Source organism: Streptomyces sp. NPDC005263, assembly GCF_042872365.1.
Classification (GTDB): Bacteria; Actinomycetota; Actinomycetes; order Streptomycetales; family Streptomycetaceae; genus Streptomyces.
In genome coordinates this window covers 464,097-482,946 of the sequence record NZ_JBIAKJ010000003.1, presented here as the reverse complement: position 1 = coordinate 482,946, position 18,850 = coordinate 464,097, and the positions used below count along the sequence as shown (strand labels likewise).

The 18,850-nt window shown below is 71.6% G+C and carries 20 protein-coding genes; 14 read left to right on the top strand and 6 right to left on the bottom strand.

Going from position 1 to position 18,850, the window contains the following annotated elements:
• Nucleotides 1-3: 3 nt before the first annotated feature.
• The 3 genes from ACFYRY_RS15795 (at nt 4) to ACFYRY_RS15785 (ending at nt 3,391) form a co-directional block, all read left to right on the top strand.
• Nucleotides 4-441 (top strand): gamma-glutamylcyclotransferase, encoded by a 438-nt coding sequence (locus tag ACFYRY_RS15795; RefSeq protein WP_356770589.1) that lies wholly within the window; start codon nt 4-6, stop codon nt 439-441.
• Nucleotides 442-542: 101 nt separating this feature from the next.
• Nucleotides 543-1,367: a purine-nucleoside phosphorylase gene (locus ACFYRY_RS15790; RefSeq protein ID WP_389144839.1), complete on the top strand. Its 825-nt coding sequence runs from the start codon at nt 543-545 to the stop codon at nt 1,365-1,367.
• A 392-nt stretch (nt 1,368-1,759) separates the two neighbouring features.
• Nucleotides 1,760-3,391 carry a phospho-sugar mutase gene (locus ACFYRY_RS15785; protein WP_389144837.1) on the top strand — a complete coding sequence of 544 codons (1,632 nt, stop codon included), beginning with the start codon at nt 1,760-1,762 and terminating at the stop codon, nt 3,389-3,391.
• Nucleotides 3,392-3,442: 51 nt separating this feature from the next.
• Here the strand turns inward: ACFYRY_RS15785 and ACFYRY_RS15780 are convergent, their stop codons facing one another.
• Nucleotides 3,443-4,141, bottom strand: a complete 699-nt coding sequence (locus tag ACFYRY_RS15780) for a PH domain-containing protein (RefSeq protein WP_389144835.1) — start codon at nt 4,139-4,141, stop codon at nt 3,443-3,445.
• A gap of 167 nt (nt 4,142-4,308) precedes the next feature.
• Here ACFYRY_RS15780 and deoC point away from each other — a divergent pair, with 167 nt between their 5' ends.
• Genes deoC through ACFYRY_RS15765 form a run of 3 tightly spaced genes read left to right on the top strand, consistent with a single transcriptional unit; the run spans nt 4,309 to nt 7,662 of the window.
• The gene (gene deoC / locus ACFYRY_RS15775) at nt 4,309-5,262 is read left to right on the top strand and encodes a deoxyribose-phosphate aldolase (protein WP_389146243.1); all 954 of its coding nucleotides are present in this window, start codon (nt 4,309-4,311) and stop codon (nt 5,260-5,262) included.
• 5 nt (nt 5,263-5,267) lie between these two features.
• Nucleotides 5,268-6,740, top strand: a complete 1,473-nt coding sequence (locus ACFYRY_RS15770; RefSeq protein WP_389144833.1) for an aldehyde dehydrogenase family protein — start codon at nt 5,268-5,270, stop codon at nt 6,738-6,740.
• Nucleotides 6,733-7,662, top strand: coding sequence for an aldehyde dehydrogenase family protein (locus ACFYRY_RS15765; RefSeq protein ID WP_389144831.1), 930 nt, complete (start codon nt 6,733-6,735; stop codon nt 7,660-7,662). Before ACFYRY_RS15770 ends, ACFYRY_RS15765 begins: the two co-directional genes overlap by 8 nt.
• Nucleotides 7,663-7,737: 75 nt before the next feature.
• On the opposite strand, the gene ACFYRY_RS15760 is transcribed toward ACFYRY_RS15765, so the two are convergent.
• Complete coding sequence (locus ACFYRY_RS15760) at nt 7,738-8,130, bottom strand: hypothetical protein (protein ID WP_389144829.1); 393 nt, start codon at nt 8,128-8,130, stop codon at nt 7,738-7,740.
• Nucleotides 8,131-8,257: 127 nt separating this feature from the next.
• Here ACFYRY_RS15760 and ACFYRY_RS15755 point away from each other — a divergent pair, with 127 nt between their 5' ends.
• Complete coding sequence (locus ACFYRY_RS15755; protein WP_389144826.1) at nt 8,258-8,893, top strand: uridine kinase; 636 nt, start codon at nt 8,258-8,260, stop codon at nt 8,891-8,893.
• 137 nt (nt 8,894-9,030) lie between these two features.
• On the opposite strand, the gene ACFYRY_RS15750 is transcribed toward ACFYRY_RS15755, so the two are convergent.
• On the bottom strand, nt 9,031-9,810 hold the full coding sequence (locus ACFYRY_RS15750) for a SigE family RNA polymerase sigma factor (protein ID WP_389144823.1): 780 nt from the start codon (nt 9,808-9,810) through the stop codon (nt 9,031-9,033).
• 255 nt (nt 9,811-10,065) lie between these two features.
• Here ACFYRY_RS15750 and afsQ1 point away from each other — a divergent pair, with 255 nt between their 5' ends.
• From afsQ1 to ACFYRY_RS15725, 5 genes are all read left to right on the top strand, one after another.
• Nucleotides 10,066-10,743, top strand: a complete 678-nt coding sequence (gene afsQ1 / locus ACFYRY_RS15745) for a two-component system response regulator AfsQ1 (RefSeq protein ID WP_161300939.1) — start codon at nt 10,066-10,068, stop codon at nt 10,741-10,743.
• A complete protein-coding gene (locus ACFYRY_RS15740; RefSeq protein WP_389144819.1) occupies nt 10,740-12,317 on the top strand; it encodes an ATP-binding protein in 1,578 nt (525 codons plus the stop codon). The genes afsQ1 and ACFYRY_RS15740 overlap by 4 nt, the downstream gene beginning before the upstream one ends.
• Entirely contained in the window at nt 12,317-12,934 is a 618-nt protein-coding gene (locus ACFYRY_RS15735) for a hypothetical protein (RefSeq protein ID WP_389144816.1), read from the top strand. Before ACFYRY_RS15740 ends, ACFYRY_RS15735 begins: the two co-directional genes overlap by 1 nt.
• A 100-nt stretch (nt 12,935-13,034) precedes the next feature.
• Nucleotides 13,035-13,586, top strand: coding sequence for a VanZ family protein (locus ACFYRY_RS15730; RefSeq protein ID WP_389144813.1), 552 nt, complete (start codon nt 13,035-13,037; stop codon nt 13,584-13,586).
• A 93-nt stretch (nt 13,587-13,679) separates the two neighbouring features.
• A complete protein-coding gene (locus tag ACFYRY_RS15725; RefSeq protein WP_389144810.1) occupies nt 13,680-13,883 on the top strand; it encodes a PspC domain-containing protein in 204 nt (67 codons plus the stop codon).
• Between the two features lie 79 nt (nt 13,884-13,962).
• Here the strand turns inward: ACFYRY_RS15725 and ACFYRY_RS15720 are convergent, their stop codons facing one another.
• Both ACFYRY_RS15720 and ACFYRY_RS15715 read right to left on the bottom strand, forming a co-directional pair.
• Nucleotides 13,963-14,322 (bottom strand): ATP-binding protein, encoded by a 360-nt coding sequence (locus ACFYRY_RS15720; RefSeq protein WP_389144807.1) that lies wholly within the window; start codon nt 14,320-14,322, stop codon nt 13,963-13,965.
• 137 nt (nt 14,323-14,459) lie between these two features.
• On the bottom strand, nt 14,460-15,623 hold the full coding sequence (locus tag ACFYRY_RS15715; RefSeq protein WP_389144804.1) for an adenosine deaminase: 1,164 nt from the start codon (nt 15,621-15,623) through the stop codon (nt 14,460-14,462).
• Between the two features lie 113 nt (nt 15,624-15,736).
• On the opposite strand from ACFYRY_RS15715, the gene ACFYRY_RS15710 reads away from it, so the two are divergent.
• On the top strand, nt 15,737-16,495 hold the full coding sequence (locus ACFYRY_RS15710) for a prolyl oligopeptidase family serine peptidase (protein ID WP_389144801.1): 759 nt from the start codon (nt 15,737-15,739) through the stop codon (nt 16,493-16,495).
• A gap of 43 nt (nt 16,496-16,538) precedes the next feature.
• Here ACFYRY_RS15710 and ACFYRY_RS15705 read toward each other — a convergent pair whose 3' ends face one another.
• The gene (locus ACFYRY_RS15705) at nt 16,539-17,501 is read right to left on the bottom strand and encodes a LysR substrate-binding domain-containing protein (RefSeq protein WP_389144799.1); all 963 of its coding nucleotides are present in this window, start codon (nt 17,499-17,501) and stop codon (nt 16,539-16,541) included.
• Nucleotides 17,502-17,564: 63 nt separating this feature from the next.
• Between ACFYRY_RS15705 and ACFYRY_RS15700 the strand changes: the two genes are divergently transcribed.
• The gene (locus ACFYRY_RS15700) at nt 17,565-18,839 is read left to right on the top strand and encodes an MFS transporter (RefSeq protein ID WP_389144796.1); all 1,275 of its coding nucleotides are present in this window, start codon (nt 17,565-17,567) and stop codon (nt 18,837-18,839) included.
• Nucleotides 18,840-18,850 lie beyond the last annotated feature (11 nt).

Here is an 18,850-nt window from a genome sequence, read left to right as displayed (position 1 = left end):
CCCATGTCGCTCTACGCCGCGTACGCCAGCAACCTCGACGCGCGGCTCATGACGCGCCGTGCCCCGCACTCCCCCCTGCGCGCGACGGGCTGGCTGAACGACTGGCGGCTGACCTTCGGCGGCGAACACATGGGCTGGGAGGGGGCGCTGGCGACGATCGTGGAGGCCCCCGGCGCCCAGGTCTTCGTCGCGCTGTACGACCTCGCGCCCCTCGACGAGGACTCCATGGACCGCTGGGAGGGCGTGGGCCTGGACATCTACCGCCGGATGCGGATGCGCGTGCACACCCTGGAGGGCGAGGAACCCGCCTGGGTCTACGTCCTCAACGGCTACGAGGGCGGCCTGCCCTCGGCCCGCTACCTCGGTGAGATCGCCGACGCCGCCGAGTCGGCGGGAGCCCCCCACGACTACGTCATGGAGCTCCGCAAGCGCCCCTGCTGACCGCCGGACCCCGCTGAAATCGGAAACGACAAGGCAACGATCGCCCCCTGACGACCTCAGTCATCTACGCGCGTAGGCCCAGACCGGCTACCCTCAGGCGCGTGAACGCATCTCTTCTTCCGGACGACATCCAGGGCGACCCGCACGCCGCCGCCGACGCCGCCGCCGCGCACCTGCGCGCACTGACCGGCGCCGAGACCCACGACGTCACCCTCGTGATGGGCTCCGGCTGGGCACCGGCCGTGGACGCCCTCGGTGCTCCCGATGCCGAGTTCCCGGTCACCGAGCTGCCTGGGTTCCCGCCGCCGGCGGTGGAGGGCCACGGAGGCAAGATCCGCTCGTACACGATCGGCGACAAGCGCGCCCTGGTCTTCCTGGGCCGTACGCACTTCTACGAGGGCAGGGGCGTGGCCGCCGTGGCGCACGGCGTCCGCACCGCCGTCGCCGCCGGCAGCAAGACGATCATCCTGACCAACGGCTGCGGCGGCCTCCGCGAGGGCATGCGCCCCGGCCAGCCCGTCCTGATCAGCGACCACATCAACCTGACGGCCACCAGCCCCATCGTCGGCGCCAACTTCGTCGACCTCACCGACCTCTACTCCCCCCGCCTGCGCGCCCTGTGCAAGGAGGTCGACCCGACACTGGAGGAGGGCGTCTACGCCCAGTTCCCCGGCCCGCACTACGAGACCCCGGCCGAGATCCGCATGGCCCGCGTCATCGGCGCGGACCTGGTCGGCATGTCGACGGTCCTGGAGGCCATCGCCGCACGCGAGGCAGGTGCCGAGGTACTGGGCATCTCCCTGGTGACCAACCTCGCCGCAGGCATGACAGGCGAACCCCTCAACCACGAGGAGGTCCTCCAGGCCGGCCGAGACAGCGCCACCCGCATGGGTTCCCTACTGGCCCAGCTACTGAACCGCCTGTAGGCCCCCCCCAACGGGCCGGGCCCCGCGTACGACACAAAGAGGATGGGACCCGCACCCGCGCACGGCGAGAAGGGGACGGTCCGTGGGCGTCCGCACCCGCGCACGGCGAGAAGGGGACGGGTCGGGGGTGTCCGCCCGCAGCGGTTGTCGCGTCAACACCGCCCACCCCCCAACAAACCGATTCCGCGACGTTCCGAGGACGGACACCCCCGCGCCCCCCCCCCCCCCCCCCCCCCCCCCCCACCCCCGCCCCCCCCCCCCCCCCCCCCCCCCCCCCCCCCCCCCCCCCCCCCGACCCACCCCCAAACCGCAGGCGCCACACGCACCCCCCCCCAACCCCGCACAGGCGCCGCATGCCCCCCGTACGACCGACAACGAGAGGTTGACCGAACGTGCCGCACGACGATCTCATCGCACGAGCCAAGGCATGGCTGGCCGAGGACCCCGACACGGAAACCCGTGACGAACTCGCCAAGCTCATCGACACCGAGGACGTCACAGAGCTCACCGCACGCTTCTCCGGCACCCTCCAGTTCGGCACCGCGGGCCTACGCGGCGAACTCGGCGCGGGCCCGATGCGGATGAACCGCTCGGTCGTCATCCGAGCCGCCGCCGGCCTCGCCGCGTACCTCAACGCCAAGGGCCACACCGGCGGCCTCGTCGTCATCGGCTACGACGCCCGCCACAAGTCCGCGGACTTCGCCCAGGACACCGCCGCCGTCATGACCGGCGCCGGCCTCCGCGCGGCAGTACTCCCCCGCCCCCTCCCGACCCCCGTCCTCGCCTTCGCCATAAGGCACCTCGGCGCGGTCGCCGGCGTGGAGGTCACCGCCAGCCACAACCCGCCCCGCGACAACGGCTACAAGGTCTACCTCGGCGACGGCTCCCAGATCGTCCCCCCGGCCGACGCCGAGATCGCCGCCCAGATCGCCGCCGTCACCACGCTCACCACGGTCCCCCGCCCCACCTCCGGCTGGGACACCCTCGACGACGCCGTCCTCGACGCCTACCTCACCCGCACGGACGCCGTCCTGGCCGCCGACTCCCCCCGCACCGCCCGCACGGTGTACACAGCGATGCACGGCGTAGGCAGGGATACCCTCCTCGCCGCCTTCGCCCGCGCCGGCTTCCCGACCCCCGACCTCGTCACCGAACAGGCCGATCCGGACCCGGACTTCCCCACCGTCGCCTTCCCCAACCCGGAAGAGCCCGGCGCCATGGACCTCGCCTTCGCGAAGGCCCGCGAGACCGACCCGGACCTGATCATCGCCAACGACCCGGACGCGGACCGCTGCGCCGTGGCCGTCAAGAGCGACACCTGGCGCATGCTCCGAGGCGACGAGGTGGGCGCCCTGCTCGCCACCCACCTGGTCCACCGCGGAGTCCAGGGCACCTTCGCCGAGTCCATCGTGTCCTCCTCCCTGCTGGGCCGGATCGCGCAGAAGGCGGGCCTCCCCTACGAGGAGACCCTCACCGGCTTCAAGTGGATCGCCCGCGTGGAGGGCCTGCGGTACGGCTACGAGGAGGCCCTCGGATACTGCGTGGACCCCGACGGCGTACGGGACAAGGACGGCATCACGGCCGCCCTGCTGATCACGGAGCTCGCCTCCGTCCTCAAGGAGCAGGGCCGCACCCTCCTCGACCTCCTGGACGACATCGCGGTCGAGCACGGCCTGCACGCCACCGACCAGCTCTCGGTCCGCGTCGACGACCTCTCCCTCATCGCCGACGCGATGGGGCGCCTGCGCGAGCATCCCCCGACGGAGCTGGCGGGCCTGCCGATCACCCGCACCGACGACCTCACCCGGGGCACCGACCGACTTCCGCCCACCGACGGCCTGCGCTACATCCTCGACGGCGCCCGGGTGATCGTCCGCCCCAGCGGTACGGAACCGAAGCTGAAGTGCTACCTGGAGGTGGTCGTCCCGGTAGGGACGCACGCCGACCTCCCCGCCGCCCACGCAAGGGCGACGGACCTCCTGACAACGATCAAGCGAGACCTGTCCGCAGCGGCAGGCATCTGAGTGCCCGGGGTGCTTAGCGGCACCCCACCAAACTCCCGCGCCCGCCCCGCCTCAGCCGACCACGACCAGAATCACCAGCAGCACGGCCCCCGCCACCGCCGGCCCCATGACCTCGTAGGCCCACCGCACGGTCACCTCACCCTGCGCCGACCGAACCGTCGCCCGCTGCTCCAGCAGCTCGCGCAGGTCGTCCATGACCTGGTCGCTCTCCGCCCGCACGGGCCCGTCCGACCCCGCCCCGCGCCCCCCGGACAAGCCACGCGATCCACCGAGCCCACCGCCGAGAGCACCGCCGAGCCGGCCGCCGCCCCCGGTTCCCATCGGCCCGCCGTCCTGCGCGGTCCGCCGGGCCTCCCGCCGCGCCGCCTTGTTGCGGGCCCGCAGCGAGACGGGAACCGCCCACAGCTGGAACTTGCCGCCGGTCTTGACGAAGACCTCGTTCGAGTAGCCGGAGCGCAGCGCCTCGATCTGCCCCCAGGGGAGCACGATGATCCGGAACGGGTTGCGGACACGCAGCCGGTCGTCACCCACGTAGACGGCGGGCCGCAGCGTGAAGGCGATGATCAGCGGCACCACGAGCAGCAGGGCGGCGAGCGCCCGCCAGGGTGTGCTGCCCTCCCCGGCGACGATCGCGTCGATCCCGAGCCAGCAGGCGATGCCGAGCAGCAGGACACCACCGGCGATGCCCCCGCCGGACCGGTGCACCCGGTCCTCGTACTTCGGCGATGTCTGCGGGTCCGGAGTCGTCATGGCCCCGATTCTGCCCGACGCACTCAAAGCCCTGCCAACCCCCGCACCACAAGCAGCCGCCCCCACCCACCCACACCCCACCCCCCACACCCCACCCCGACGACCTGATGAGTGCACCCGCCCGGCTGTACAGCCGCTACGCGCGTAGATATGCTCGTCTGGTGACCATGCCCACTGCTGCACCTCACGCTCTCTCAGACGTCACCGCGTCCGACAGCACGCTGCGCCGCTTCCTCCATGGGCTGCCCGGCGTCGACGCGGTCGGACTGGAGGCGCGCGCCTCCTCGCTCGGTACCCGTTCCATCAAGACGACCGCGAAGGCGTACGCCATCGACCTCGCCATCTCGATGGTCGACCTGACGACGCTGGAAGGCGCGGACACCCCGGGCAAGGTCCGGGCGCTCGGCGCCAAGGCGGTCCGCCCCGACCCGACCGACCGGACGGCCCCCGCGGTCGCGGCCGTCTGCGTCTACCCCGACATGGTGGCCACCGCCAAGGCGGCGGTCGCCGGCTCCGGCGTCAAGGTCGCCTCGGTGGCCACCGCCTTCCCGGCGGGCCGCGTCCCGATCGCCGTGAAGCTCGCGGACGTCCGGGAGGCCGTCGCGGCGGGTGCCGACGAGATCGACATGGTCATCGACCGCGGCGCGTTCCTCGCGGGCGACTACCTGACGGTGTACGACCAGATCGTCGCCGTGCGGGAGGCCTGCGGGACGGACGCCCGCCTCAAGGTCATCTTCGAGACGGGCGAGCTGTCGACGTACGACAACATCCGCCGCGCGAGCTGGCTCGGCATGCTGGCCGGGGCGGACTTCATCAAGACCTCGACCGGCAAGGTCGCGGTGAACGCCACCCCCGCGAACACCCTGCTCATGCTGGAGGCCGTCCGCGACTTCCGGGCGCAGACTGGGGTACAGGTGGGCGTGAAGCCGGCCGGCGGGATCCGCACCTCCAAGGACGCGATCAAGTTCCTCGTCCTGGTCAACGAGACCGTGGGCGACGACTGGCTGGACAACCACTGGTTCCGCTTCGGCGCCTCCTCGCTCCTCAACGACCTGCTGATGCAGCGCCAGAAGCTGGCCACCGGCCGCTACTCCGGCCCCGACTACGTGACGGTGGACTGATCACCATGACCACGGACAAGACCACGGACACCACGAGCAAGCGGTCATCCGCGTTCGAGTACGCCCCGGCGCCGGAGTCCCGCGCGATCGTCGACATCGCGCCCTCCTACGGCCTGTTCATCAACGGCGAGTTCACCGAGGCCGCAGACGGCAAGGTCTTCAAGACGGTCAGCCCCGCCAGCGAGGAGGTCCTCGCCGAGGTCGCCCAGGCGGGCGCCGAGGACGTCGACCGCGCGGTCGAGGCGGCCCGCAAGGCCTTCGAGAAGTGGTCGGCGCTGCCGGGTTCCGAGCGGGCCAAGTACCTGTTCCGTATCGCCCGGATCATCCAGGAACGCAGCCGCGAGCTCGCCGTCCTGGAGACCCTCGACAACGGCAAGCCCATCAAGGAGACCCGCGACGCCGACCTCCCCCTGGTCGCCGCGCACTTCTTCTACTACGCGGGCTGGGCCGACAAGCTCGACCACGCCGGCTTCGGCGCGAACCCCCGGCCCCTCGGCGTCGCGGGCCAGGTCATCCCCTGGAACTTCCCCCTCCTGATGCTGGCGTGGAAGATCGCCCCGGCGCTCGCGACCGGCAACACGGTGGTGCTGAAGCCCGCCGAGACGACCCCTCTGTCCGCTCTCTTCTTCGCGGACATCTGCCGCCAGGCCGGCCTCCCGAAGGGCGTCGTCAACATCCTTCCGGGATACGGCGACACGGGCGCCGCGCTGGTCGCGCACCCGGGCGTCGACAAGGTCGCCTTCACCGGCTCCACCGCCGTCGGCAAGCAGATCGCGCGCACCGTCGCGGGCACCCGCAAGAAGCTCACGCTCGAACTCGGCGGCAAGGGCGCCAACATCGTCTTCGACGACGCGCCGATCGACCAGGCCGTCGAGGGCATCGTGAACGGCATCTTCTTCAACCAGGGCCAGGTCTGCTGCGCGGGCAGCCGGCTGCTGGTCCAGGAGTCCATCCAGGACGAGCTCCTCGACTCCCTCAAGCGCCGCCTGTCCACGCTGCGCCTGGGCGACCCGCTGGACAAGAACACCGACATCGGCGCGATCAACTCCGCGGAGCAGCTGTCCCGGATCACCACGCTGGTCGAGCAGGGCGAGGCGGAGGGCGCCGAGCGCTGGTCGCCGGCCTGTGAACTCCCCTCCTCCGGTTACTGGTTCGCCCCGACCCTGTTCACGAACGTCACCCAGGCGCACACCGTCGCCCGTGACGAGATCTTCGGCCCGGTGCTGTCCGTCCTCACCTTCCGTACCCCGGACGAGGCCGTCGCCAAGGCCAACAACACCCCGTACGGCCTGTCGGCGGGCATCTGGTCGGAGAAGGGCTCGCGCATCCTGGCGGTGGCGAGCAAGCTCCGCGCGGGCGTGATCTGGTCCAACACGTTCAACAAGTTCGACCCGACGTCGCCGTTCGGCGGTTACAAGGAGTCGGGCTTCGGCCGCGAGGGCGGTCGCCACGGCCTGGAGGCGTACCTCGATGTCTGAGCACGTATCGATCAGCGGCTCCGCCGCGCGGCGTCTGAGCGTCTTCAAGACCTACAAGCTGTACGTCGGCGGGAAGTTCCCGCGTTCCGAGAGCGGCCGGGTGTACGAGGTGACCGACGCAAAGGGCAAGTGGCTGGCGAACGCGCCGCTCTCCTCCCGCAAGGACGCCCGCGACGCGGTCGTGGCCGCCCGCAAGGCCTTCGGGGGCTGGTCCGGCGCGACCGCGTACAACAGGGGCCAGGTCCTCTACCGCGTCGCGGAGATGCTGGAGGGCCGCAGGGCGCAGTTCGTCCACGAGGTGGCCGACGCGGAGGGCCTGTCGAAGTCGAAGGCCGCCGAGCAGGTGGACGCGACGATCGACCGCTGGGTCTGGTACGCGGGCTGGACCGACAAGATCGCCCAGGTGGTGGGCGGCGGCAACCCGGTGGCGGGCCCGTACTTCAACCTGTCGTCCCCCGAGCCGACGGGCGTGGTCGCCGTCCTGGCCCCGCAGGAGTCGTCGTTCCTCGGCCTGGTCTCGGTCGTCGCCCCGGTGATCGCGACGGGCAACACCGCGGTCGTGGTGGCTTCCGAGAGGTCCCCGCTCCCCGCCCTCTCCCTGGGCGAGGTACTGGCCACCTCCGACCTGCCCGGCGGCGTCGTCAACGTCCTCTCCGGCCGTACGGCGGAGATCGCGGCGCCCCTGGCCGCGCACCAGGACGTCAACGCGATCGACCTGGCGGGCGCCGCCGCCGACGACGGCCTGGCGAAGGAACTGGAGATCGCGGCCGCCGACAACCTGAAGCGCGTCCTGCGTCCACACGCTGTGGACAATGCCGACTGGTCGGCGACCCCCGGCATCGACCGCATGACGGCGTTCCTGGAGACCAAGACGGTCTGGCACCCGACGGGTTCGCTGGGCGCGTCCGGCTCGGCGTACTGAGACCCGACACGGCCGAACAGCCGCTCCTTCCCACTGTCAGGGGGAAGGAGCGGCTCTTCGCCGTGCGCCCGTTCCTCAGCGACCCAGCAGCCCCACCGCCTGCCCCGCCACCGGCAGCCTGTCGACCGACTCCGCCTGCGCCACCGGCCCGGTCAGCGCCCGCGAGCTGAGCGGCTTGAAGTCGGCGACCTGGGTGCCCACGCCGTTGTCGAGCGGGTCGACGCCGGTGCCGGCGAGCGGGTTGGGCTTGAGGCCGGCGACCGGGCCGGTGACGTGGCCGACCGTGCCGGTGGGGGGCTGGAGGCCGGCCTGCGGGTCGGTGTGACCGAGCGAGGCGGGCTCGGAGTGGGTGATGTCGGTGGCCGCGGACGCCGTCGCCGCGCCCGCCCCCAGGGCCACACCCGCGGTCGCGAGGGCGGCCAGGGCGCGCCGGGCGGTCGGATTCTGCGAGGACGCGTGTCGAGCCATCGGTTCTGCCACCTTCTGGAGCACAGGGTAACTAGGTCACCACGAAGGGTAGTTGATGTGTGACGCGCGCTTCAAAGCCGGCCCGCGGGGTCGGCAGGGCGTACGGGATGCGTCAAACTGGTGTCCCGTGAGCATCCTTCCCCCGTCATCCGCCCGTGTCGTGCTGCTCTGCGGCCCCTCGGGCTCGGGCAAGTCCCTGGTCGGCGCCCGCTCCGGGCTTCCCGTGCTGCGTCTCGACGACTTCTACAAAGAGGGCGACGACCCGACGCTGCCCCTGGTGAGCGGAAGCTCCGACATCGACTGGGACCACCCGGACTCGTGGGACTCGGACGCCGCGATCGCCGCGATCCTGGACCTGTGCCGCACCGGCCGTACCAAGGTCCCGCTCTACGACATCTCGCTGAGCGCCCGCACCGGCGAGGAGTCCGTCGATGTGGGGCGGACCCCGCTGTTCATAGCGGAGGGCATCTTCGCCGCCGAGATCATCACGCGCTGCCGGGAACTCGGCGTGCTGGCCGACGCGTTGTGCCTGAACCGCGGCCCGGTGAAGACCTTCCGCCGGCGCTTCCTGCGGGACCTGAGGGAGGGCCGCAAGTCGGTGCCGTTCCTGCTGCGCCGCGGCTGGCGGCTGATGCGCGCCGAACGCTCCATCGTGGCCCGCCAGACGGCACTGGGCGCGTACGCCTGCGACCGGGACGAGGCCCTCGGCCGCCTCGCCGCCGCCGCGGTCGGCCGCCGCCCGGCGGCCACTGCGGCGGGCTGAGACAGGAAAGCGGGACTGGACGGACCCCCCGGCCCTCCAGCCCCGCTCCTGATGCACCCCCGTGCTTCCCCCGTTGGTCCCCCAGTTACCGCTCCCCCGTTGTTACCGCTCCCCCGTTACTTGCTCCCCCCGAACCCTCAGGCGACGAGCTCCCCGAAGGCGTTCTCCTCGTCACGGCCGAAGCTGAGGACCTCGTCCTCGCGCAGCCGGCGGAGCGACCGCCAGATGCTGGACTTCACCGTGCCGACACTGATGTCGAGGATCTCCGCGATCTCCGGGTCGGTGCGGCCCTCGTAGTAACGAAGGACCAGCATCGTGCGCTGGAGTTCGGGGAGCCGGGCGAGCGCCTGCCACAGGACCGCGCGCAGTTCGGTGCCGCGCATCGCGTCCGTGTCGCCGGGCGTCTCCGGCAGTTCCTCGGTCGGGTACTCGTTCAGCTTGCGGCGGCGCCACGCGCTGATGTGCAGGTTGGTCATGGTGCGGCGGAGATATCCGCCGACCGCCGCCTTGTCACTGATCCGGTCCCACGCCCGGTACGTCGAGAACAGCGCGCTCTGCAGCAGGTCCTCGGCCTCGAAGCGGTCACCGGTCAGGTGGTAGGCGGTTGCGTACAGGGAGGCGCGGCGCTCCTGGACGTAGGCGGTGAACTCCACCTCCGACAGCGAACGACGCTCCCCCGAGTCCTCCCCGTACGCGGCTCCCCCGTGAGCTTCCCCCGTGCGGGCGTCAACCACCGACATGTAGGTGGTGTGCTGACGCCCGGTGCCGCGGGCGAAACTCCGCCCGCCCCCTCGCTCGAACCCGTTCGAGCGGGAGGGACCCCCGTCGGCACCGGCCTTCTCCGAACCCCGGCCCCCGTTCACGTCGTGCAGACGCGTGATCACCGCGCTGGTGCTGTTGCCGTACAGCGTGTTCATCTCGCGCCCCCCGTCGTGGACTTCCGGTGTTCGCCGTGCTTCCTTGCCTGTGCCGAGAAGCTTGCCGGGGTCACTTCATGGCCGTGTCCGCCGACTGTCACAGAGCTGTCACAGGGGCCCTGCTCGGATGTCGCTCCCAGGTGTCACCCAGGATCCGCACAGACCGGAGCGCTACGGGCACGCAGGGATACGGGTGGCGGCCGGTGCGGGGACAGGTGTCGCAGCCCCACCCCGCCATGGGCCAGAATGAGCCTCGTGCCTTCCCTGTTGCTGATCGAGGACGACGACGCCATCCGTACGGCCCTGGAGCTGTCCCTGACGCGCCAGGGCCACCGGGTTGCCACCGCTGCCACCGGCGAGGACGGCCTGAAGCTGCTGCGGGAGCAGCGGCCCGACCTGATCGTGCTGGATGTGATGCTGCCGGGCATCGACGGGTTCGAGGTGTGCCGGCGCATCCGGCGCACGGACCAGCTGCCGATCATCCTGCTGACCGCGCGCAGCGACGACATCGACGTGGTCGTCGGGCTGGAGTCCGGTGCCGACGACTATGTGGTCAAGCCGGTGCAGGGGCGGGTGCTGGACGCCCGGATCCGGGCCGTGCTGCGGCGCGGGGAGCGGGAGGCGAACGACGCGGCGTCGTTCGGTTCGCTGGTGATCGACCGCGCGGCGATGACCGTGACGAAGAACGGCGAGGACCTCCAGCTCACCCCGACCGAGCTGCGGCTGCTGCTCGAACTGAGCCGGCGGCCGGGCCAGGCACTGTCCCGGCAGCAGTTGCTGCGGCTGGTGTGGGAGCACGACTATCTGGGCGACTCGCGGCTGGTGGACGCCTGTGTGCAGCGGCTGCGCGCCAAGGTCGAGGACGTGCCGTCCTCGCCGACGCTGATCCGTACGGTCCGTGGTGTCGGCTACCGGCTGGACAGTCCTCAGTGACCCAAGCGCACGGGGGGATCCGCGGTTGGACCGCGGATCGCAAGGGAGTGTGGTCGCGGCTGCGGCTCACCAGTCTGCGGCTGCGGCTCGTGGTCGTGTTCGCTCTGGTGGCGCTGACCGCCGCGGTGTCCGCGTCCGGGATCGCGTACTGGCTCAACCGGGAGGCGGTGCTCACCCGCACCCAGGACGCGGTGCTGCGCGACTTCGAGCAGGAGATGCAGAACCGGGCGGGCGCGCTGCCCGCGAACCCCTCACAGGACGAGCTGCAGCACACCGCGGGCCAGATGGCCAACAGCAGCCAGCGTTTCAGTGTGGTGCTGGTCGCCGAGGACGCGAGCGGCAAGACGGTGTACGGCAACTCCGGTGCCCTGAACGGCTTCACGGTGCAGGACGTGCCGTCGTCGCTGCGCGCGGCGGTGAGCAGGCGGCAGCCGGTCACCGCCGCCAACAAGTACCCGTACCACCTCTACTGGCAGCGGGTGACCATCCACGGGTCGCCCTGTCTGGTGGCCGGCACGAAGGTGATCGGTGGCGGGCCGACCGGCTACATGCTCAAGTCGCTGGAGCCGGAGGCGAAGGACCTCAACTCGCTGGCCTGGTCGCTCGGGATCGCCACCGGGCTCGGCCTGGTCGGCTCCGCGCTGCTCGCGCAGGCCGCGGCGACGACCGTGCTGAAGCCGGTGCAGCGGCTCGGGGTGGCCGCGCGCCGGCTCGGCGAGGGCAGGCTGGACACCCGGCTGCGGGTGTCGGGGACGGACGAACTCGCCGATCTCTCCCGGACGTTCAACAACGCCGCCGAGGCGCTGGAGAAACGGGTGGCCGAGATGGCCGCGCGTGACGACGCCTCCCGCCGGTTCGTGGCCGACATGTCCCATGAACTGCGGACGCCGCTGACCGCCATCACCGCCGTGACGGAGGTGCTGGAGGACGAGCTGGAGATGGGGTCCGGCAGCGTCGATCCGATGATCGAGCCCGCGGTACGGCTCGTCGTGAGCGAGACGCGGCGGCTGAACGACCTCGTCGAGAACCTCATGGAGGTCACCCGCTTCGACGCGGGCACCGCGCGGCTGGTGGTGGACGACGTGGACGTCGTCGACCAGCTCACCGCCTGCATCGACGCAAGGGCCTGGCTGGACGCGGTGGATCTGGACGCCGAGCGCGGCATCCACGCCCGGCTCGACCCGCGCCGCCTGGACGTGATCATGGCCAACCTCATCGGCAACGCGCTCAAGCACGGGGGTTCGCCGGTGCGGGTCGCGGTACGGAACACCGCCGACGCGGTGGTCATCGAGGTCCGGGACCACGGGCCCGGCATCCCCGAGGACGTCCTGCCGCACGTCTTCGACCGTTTCTACAAGGCGAGCGCCTCCCGGCCACGCTCCGAGGGCAGCGGCCTGGGCCTGTCGATCGCCCTGGAGAACGCCCACATCCACGGCGGTGAGATCACCGCGGCCAACTCCGCGGAGGGCGGCGCGGTGTTCACGCTGCGGCTGCCGCAGGACTCGTCGCCGCTCACCGAGGACGCCGACGACGCCGAGGACGGGGACGGCGGGAAGGCCGAGGGGGACGCCTGATGAACGTACGCCTGACGAGCGTGGGCCGAGTGCTGGCGCTCCCGGTGCTGGCCGCGCTGCTCACCGGGTGCGGGATCCGGGCCACCGAGGTGCCGACCGAGTTCGGGCCCGCGCCGTCCCGGGTGCGGTGTTCGCTCTCCGAGCCGGACCTCTCGACGCAGGCCTCGCGCGGGCTGCCGGTGCAGGCGTTCCTGCTGTGCGGTTCGTCGCTGGTGGCGGTCGACCGGACCGTGCGCGTCCCGGACGGTACGGCGGACACCGAGCGCCGGGTGCTGGTGGCGCAGGGGCTGCTGGACGAGCTCGCGGCGACCCCCTCGGCCGCGGAGAAGGAGGCCGGGTACACCACCGACGTACGCGGCGGTATGACGGTGCGGGGCCCGGGGCCCCGGGACCCGGCGGACGCGCTCCGGCTGAGCACCCGGCCCGGGGACCTCACCTCGTACGCCCTCGCCCAGGTGGTCTGCACGTTCTCCGACTCGGCCGCGGCGGAGGGAGACGGCTCGGTCGTCCTCGGCGGCCCGGCCTCCGAGCCGCTGCGCCGCTACGAGTGCACGGACAAGGTCCGCTCCCGCCCCGGCAGCACGGAGCCGCCGTCGAGCGAGGTGGCCGGAGGCTGACGCGGGCGCGTCCCGGGTCACGGGGTTGTGGCGCATGCCTCATCCACGTACCCGTGGGTATCCCGGAACCGATCGTGCCGGAGGCCGCGTCTTGGGATGCGTGCAGCGTGAAGGCTCCATCGGCGGCAGCGCCGCGATCAACGTCCGTGTGGCAGGGGGTGTCGTCCTTGTCGCACACCTCGCGTTCGTCGCCTGGCTCACGCTGCGTCCACTGGATGTCCCCTGGGTGATGCCCGCCAATCTGCATCCGCTGGCCAGCATCCGCTCCGATCTGGCCCTGGGCTGGCAGGAGGCGACCCGGCGCATCCTGGGCGGGCTCGGGCTACTGGCCCCGCTGGGAGTGCTGTTCCCGCTGGTCAACGGCAGGATCACCGTCTCGCCGCTCGCCTCCCTGCTGCGTACGACCGCTGCCGGCGCCCTGATCTCGCTGGGCATCGAGCTGCTGCAGACCGGGGTGCCCGGGCAGCGCGTGGACATCGACTCGCTGCTCCTGAACACGGCGGGCGTGGCTCTCGCGCACGCGCTCCTGGTGCCGGCGGCCCGCTCCCGGCTCCGTCGCAGGGACGAGCGCGCCCACCCGCGCTCCGTCCCGCAGGAGGACCCCCCTCAGGGTCTGACCCCGACGATTCCCAGGGTCGGGATCGCACCGTAGAGCGATGTTTCGTCCCCTTCGTCTGCGTAGCTTTGAAGTCAGACGAGGCGGTCACCCGGACAGCCTCCGACAGACGCTCACGAAGGAGCCGCAATGTCCCGCCTCGCCCGCCCCACCAACGGCCGCATGATCGGCGGAGTGTGTGCCGCGCTGGCACGGCGCTTCGGCACCTCCGCGACGACGATGCGCGTCATCTTCGTACTCTCCTGCCTGCTGCCGGGCCCGCAGTTCCTGCTCTACATCGCACTGTGGATCCTCTTCCCGTCCGAGGACAGGACCACCAGCACGGCCTGGTGACCGCGCGTACGCGGATACGCCGGTGGGGCGCACCCCGTCCGAGGGTGCGCCCCACCGGCGCGTTCGTGTGCGGTGCTGCTCAGCCCAGCGGGACGCCGGGCAGGCCGCCCTTGACGGGCAGGCCGCCCTTGACGGGCAGGCCCTTGCCGGAGGTCAGACCGCCGACCAGGGAGGTGAGCTGGTCGGTGGGGTCGTCGGCGAGCGCCTTCTGGGTGACCGGCTTCGCCGCGGGGAGCGTCGACTGCGCCTGGCCCAGCACCTCACCGGCGGCCGGCAGCTGGTGGGCGACGTTCTCCGCCGGCAGCGTCCGGGAGACGCCGTTCAGCGCCTGGGTGGCGTCCTGGGCGACCGGCGCGGCGCTCGCGGCGCCCGCGGCGGTGGCGGCGAAGGCGGCACCGAGAGCGGCGACACCGAGGATCTTGACAGCAGACTGCTTCATGAAATGCATCCTCGAAATGGAGTTGCGGGGAGGTCAGCGTCCATGACCGTAAACATGTCGAGGTACCCACCGCAAACATCGAAACGCGGGCGAATGGCGAATGCCCGTCCGGGTTCCGCGCCTCCGTTTTCGTTGAATCAGCCCTCCGTGTCCACGGAGTCGCTGGTGGAAGCGGTCTGCTGGAACAGCCATTCGGACTTCAGCTCGGCATATCCGGGCTTGATGACGTCATTGATCATGGCGAGTCGTTCATCGAAAGGAATGAAACTTGATTTCATCGCATTGACGGAGAACCATTGCACGTCATCGAGTGTGTAGCCGAACACCTCGACAAGGTGCTCGAATTCCTGGCTCATGCTGGTGCCGGACATCAGGCGATTGTCGGTGTTCACGGTGGCGCGGAAGTGCAGCCGGCGCAGCAGCCCGATCGGGTGCTCGGCGTAGGAGGCCGCGGCGCCCGTCTGGAGGTTGGAGCTGGGGCACAGCTCCAGCGGGATCCGCTTGTCCCGTACGTACGAGGCCAGCCGGCCCAGCTTCACCGTGCCGTCCTCGTGGACCTGGATGTCGTCGATGATCCGCACGCCGTGGCCGAGCCGGTCGGCACCGCACCACTGGAGGGCCTGCCAGATGGACGGCAGCCCGAAGGCCTCTCCGGCGTGGATGGTGAAGTGGTTGTTCTCGCGCTTGAGGTACTCGAAGGCGTCGAGGTGCCGGGTGGGCGGGTACCCCGCCTCCGCGCCCGCGATGTCGAAGCCGACGACGCCCAGGTCGCGGTACCGGTTGGCGAGTTCGGCGATCTCCAGGGCGCGGGCCGCGTGCCGCATCGCCGTGAGCAGGGCGCCGACCCGGATCCGGTGGCCGTTCGCGCGAGCGAGCCGCTCCCCTTCCCGGAAGCCCTCGTTGACGGCCTCGACGACCTCTTCGAGGCTGAGCCCGCCGTCCAGGTGCTGCTCGGGGGCGTAGCGCACCTCGGCGTACACCACCCCGTCCTCGGCGAGGTCCTCGGCGCACTCGGCGGCGACCCGGACCAGCGCCTGACGGGTCTGCATCACGCCGACGGTGTGCGAGAAGGTCTCCAAGTACCGCTCCAGGGAACCGGAGTCGGCGGCCTCGCGGAACCAGACGCCGAGCTTGTCCGGGTCGGTCTCCGGGAGGTGCGGGTACCCGCTGTCCCGCGCGAGGTCGACGACGGTGCCGGGGCGCAGCCCGCCGTCGAGGTGGTCGTGCAGCAGCACCTTGGGCGCTCGGCGGATCTGGTCCGAGCTCGGGGTGGTCCCCATCCGGGCAGTCTGGCTCGTCATTTCCGCACTCTAACTCCTACGCGCGTAGATCGTCTGGTTTACGAATTCGTCGATACGTAACGGTGACCGCACGGACCAGTGTCGTACACCCGCGCTTCTGACACTGTTCTGTCATGGGACAGCAAGCGACACCGGTTCGCCCGCCCCGGCTGGGGCGGACGCTGGGGCCGGAGCCGACAGCGGTGAGTGGAGTGGTGCTGCTGCTCCCCGGAGGCGATGAGGTCTCCCATCGCAGACCCTCTCCGGTGTGGGCGGCCGCGTCCGTACGCGTCCTGGGCCGCCGTCTCGCCGGCGCGGGCCGCGCCGCGGGGCTGGCGACCCATGTGGTCCACTACCGCTACCGCGGCTGGAACGGCAGCGCGGCACATCTGGCGCAGGACGCGACCTGGGCGACCGAGGAGGCCGTACGACGGTACGGCGATGTCCCGGTGTGCCTCGCCGGGGTCGACATGGGTGGCCGGGCGGCGCTGCACGCGGCCGGGCACGAGGCCGTCAACTCCGTGGTGGCACTGGCCCCTTGGCTGCCGGAGGAGGACGTGGCCGCGTCCCCCGAACCGGTGCGGCAGCTGGCCGGGCGGCGGGTGCTGATCGTGCACGGCACGAATGACGAGCGCACCGATCCGGAGTTGTCGTTCCGGCTGGCGGAGCGGGCGAAGAAGGCGAACCGGGAGGTGTGCCGCTTCGAAGTGCACTCCGACGGACACGGGTTGCACCAGCACCGGGACGAAGTGCACGCGCTGGCCGCGGACTTCGTGATGGGGGCGTTGTTCGGGCGGGCGTTGTCGCGACCGGTGCGGGACGCGTTGGCCGCACCGCCGCCGCTGGGGTTGCGGATGCCGCTGGCCTCCGGATTCGGGCGCGGCAGGCGGTAGGCCTCAGGCGTGTTCGCAAGGGGGGGCGGCGGCCCGCGCCCCCTCAGGTCGGCAGCAGGTTGCCGCGTCGGGAGAGCAGGAACCTCTTGAAGGCGGCCACCGGGGGTGTGTCCGGGTGGCCGTCGAGCCACGCCACGCCGATCTCGCGGACCGCTCGCGGGGCGGTGACCGTCAGCTCGACGACGCCGGGGCGCGGGAAGGCCGGGGGCGGCAGCAGGGCCACGCCCAGACCGGCCGCCACCAGCCCCCGCAGGGTTTCCGCCTCCTCGCCCTCGAAGGCCACACGGGGCCGGAACCCGGCTTCCTGACACAGGTCGTCGGTGATGCGGCGCAGGCCGTAGCCAGGTTCCAGGGTGACGAACATTTCCTCGGCGGCCTCGGCGAGGCGGATCCGGCGGCGGGCGGCGAGGCGGTGGTCGGCCGGGACGACCAGGCGGAGTTTCTGTTCGTCGAGCCGGCGGGCGACCAGGTCGGGGGCGTCCGGGACCGGGGAGGTCAGACAGAGGTCCAGTTCGCCCGCGCGCAGGCGCTCGATCATCGCCTCGCCGTAGTTCTGGACGAGGCTGAAGCGGACGCGCGGGTGATCGGCGCGGAAGGCGTGCAGGAGACCCGGCACGGTCTCGGCGCCCATGGTGTGCAGGAAGCCGAAGGCGACCTTGCCGGTGGCCGGGTCGGCGTCGGCGCGGACCTCCTCGGCGGCGCGCTCGATCTCGGCGAGGGCGCGCTCGACGGAGGTGAGGAAGGTGCGGCCGGCCGGGGTGAGGGACACGGTGCGGCCGTGACGGGCGAACAGGTCGACGCCCAGATCCTGCTCGAGCCGGACCATGGCCCGGGACAGGGTCGACTGAGGGACCTGCATCTCCTGGGCGGCCCGGGTGACGTGTTCGGTACGGGCGACACCGGCGAAGTGGGCGAGGCGGGGGGCGAGCAGCCTCGACATGTCCGCCGTGTCTTCTGTGTCACTGGACGGTGACAGGCGACCCTGTGACCTCTGCTGATGCTCCATGGGAACGATTATGACGATTCCATGCATTGGACGGATGACCGGGAGCGTCCGTAGTTTCGAAGCATGTCTCCCGCCAGTACCGGGGCGTCCACCGTCGTGGCCGCCGCACCCTCTGCTCCTGTCGTCGACTCCCGGATGGCCCCGGGCGGCCCCGGCTACCGCCGGATGAGCTTCGCCCTCTTCCTCGCCGGTGTCGCGACGTTCGCCCTCCTCTACTCCACTCAGGCGCTGCTGCCGCTGATCTCCGGCGAGTTCGGGGTGGCGGCCAGCGAGGCTAGCTGGACCGTGGCGGCCGCGACCGGCGGGCTGGCGCTGTTCGTCCTGCCGATGAGCGCCCTGTCGGAGCGTTTCGGACGCCGTACGGTGATGACGGCCTCGCTCGCGGTCGCGGTGACCGTCGGGCTGCTCGTGCCCTTCGCGCCGTCGCTGACCGCGCTGGTCGTGCTGCGGGCCGTGCAGGGTGCGGCGCTGGCCGGTCTGCCCGCCTCCGCGACGGCCTACCTCGCGGAGGAGGTCACACCGAAGGCGCTGGTCACCGCGATCGGACTGTTCGTCGCCGGCAACAGCGTCGGCGGGATGAGCGGCCGGGTCATCACCGGCTGGGTCGCGCAGGAGTGGGGCTGGCGGGTCGCGGTCGGGGTGATCGGTGCGATCGCCGTGGCCTGCGCGGTGGCCTTCCGGGCGTTGCTGCCCGCGCCGAAGCACTTCGCGACGGGCTCACTGCGGCCCCGGGTGCTGGCCCGCACGGTCCGCGACCACCTGGCCAACCCGCTGCTGCGTCGCCTGTACGCGATCGGCGCGCTGTTCATGACGGTGTTCGGCGGCGTGTACACGGTCATCGGCTACCGCCTGACCGAGGCGCCCTTCGGCCTCCCCCAGGGCATCGTCGGCTCGATCTTCCTGGTCTACCTGGTGGGCACGGTGTCCGCGTCGACGTCCGGCCGGCTGGTGGGCCGCCTGGGCCGCCGGGGCGCGCTGTACGCGGCGGGCGGTACGACGGCGACAGGTCTGCTGCTGTCCCTGGCCGACTCCCTCCCCCTGGTCCTGGTCGGCCTGGTCCTGATCACCGGTGGTTTCTTCGCGGGGCACGCGGCCGCGTCCTCGGCGGTCAGCAAGACCGCGACCCGGGGGCGGGCGCAGGCGTCGGCGCTCTACCAGTCGGCGTACTACATCGGCTCCAGCGTGGGCAGCTCGGTGGGCGCCATGGCCTTCCACGCGGGCGGCTGGTCCGGGACGGTGACCGTCGGTCTGCTGGCGGTGCTGGGCGTCGTCACGATCACGGTGTTCGGTACCCGGGCGGCGCGGGTCGCCGCGCGGCGGGAGCCGGTGGCGGCGTAGGGTCCCCGTTC

Coding starts and splice junctions, on each gene's coding strand:
- ACFYRY_RS15795 (WP_356770589.1), top strand. CDS start 4: ATGTCGCTCTACGCCGCGTACGCCAGCAACCTCGACGCGCGGCTCATG.
- ACFYRY_RS15780 (WP_389144835.1), bottom strand. CDS start 4,141: ATGACGACTCCGGACCCGCAGACATCGCCGAAGTACGAGGACCGGGTG.
- deoC (WP_389146243.1), top strand. CDS start 4,309: ATGCCCACTGCTGCACCTCACGCTCTCTCAGACGTCACCGCGTCCGAC.
- ACFYRY_RS15770 (WP_389144833.1), top strand. CDS start 5,268: ATGACCACGGACAAGACCACGGACACCACGAGCAAGCGGTCATCCGCG.
- ACFYRY_RS15765 (WP_389144831.1), top strand. CDS start 6,733: ATGTCTGAGCACGTATCGATCAGCGGCTCCGCCGCGCGGCGTCTGAGC.
- ACFYRY_RS15760 (WP_389144829.1), bottom strand. CDS start 8,130: ATGGCTCGACACGCGTCCTCGCAGAATCCGACCGCCCGGCGCGCCCTG.
- ACFYRY_RS15750 (WP_389144823.1), bottom strand. CDS start 9,810: ATGAACACGCTGTACGGCAACAGCACCAGCGCGGTGATCACGCGTCTG.
- ACFYRY_RS15735 (WP_389144816.1), top strand. CDS start 12,317: ATGAACGTACGCCTGACGAGCGTGGGCCGAGTGCTGGCGCTCCCGGTG.
- ACFYRY_RS15725 (WP_389144810.1), top strand. CDS start 13,680: ATGTCCCGCCTCGCCCGCCCCACCAACGGCCGCATGATCGGCGGAGTG.
- ACFYRY_RS15720 (WP_389144807.1), bottom strand. CDS start 14,322: ATGAAGCAGTCTGCTGTCAAGATCCTCGGTGTCGCCGCTCTCGGTGCC.
- ACFYRY_RS15715 (WP_389144804.1), bottom strand. CDS start 15,623: ATGACGAGCCAGACTGCCCGGATGGGGACCACCCCGAGCTCGGACCAG.
- ACFYRY_RS15710 (WP_389144801.1), top strand. CDS start 15,737: ATGGGACAGCAAGCGACACCGGTTCGCCCGCCCCGGCTGGGGCGGACG.
- ACFYRY_RS15705 (WP_389144799.1), bottom strand. CDS start 17,501: ATGGAGCATCAGCAGAGGTCACAGGGTCGCCTGTCACCGTCCAGTGAC.
- ACFYRY_RS15700 (WP_389144796.1), top strand. CDS start 17,565: ATGTCTCCCGCCAGTACCGGGGCGTCCACCGTCGTGGCCGCCGCACCC.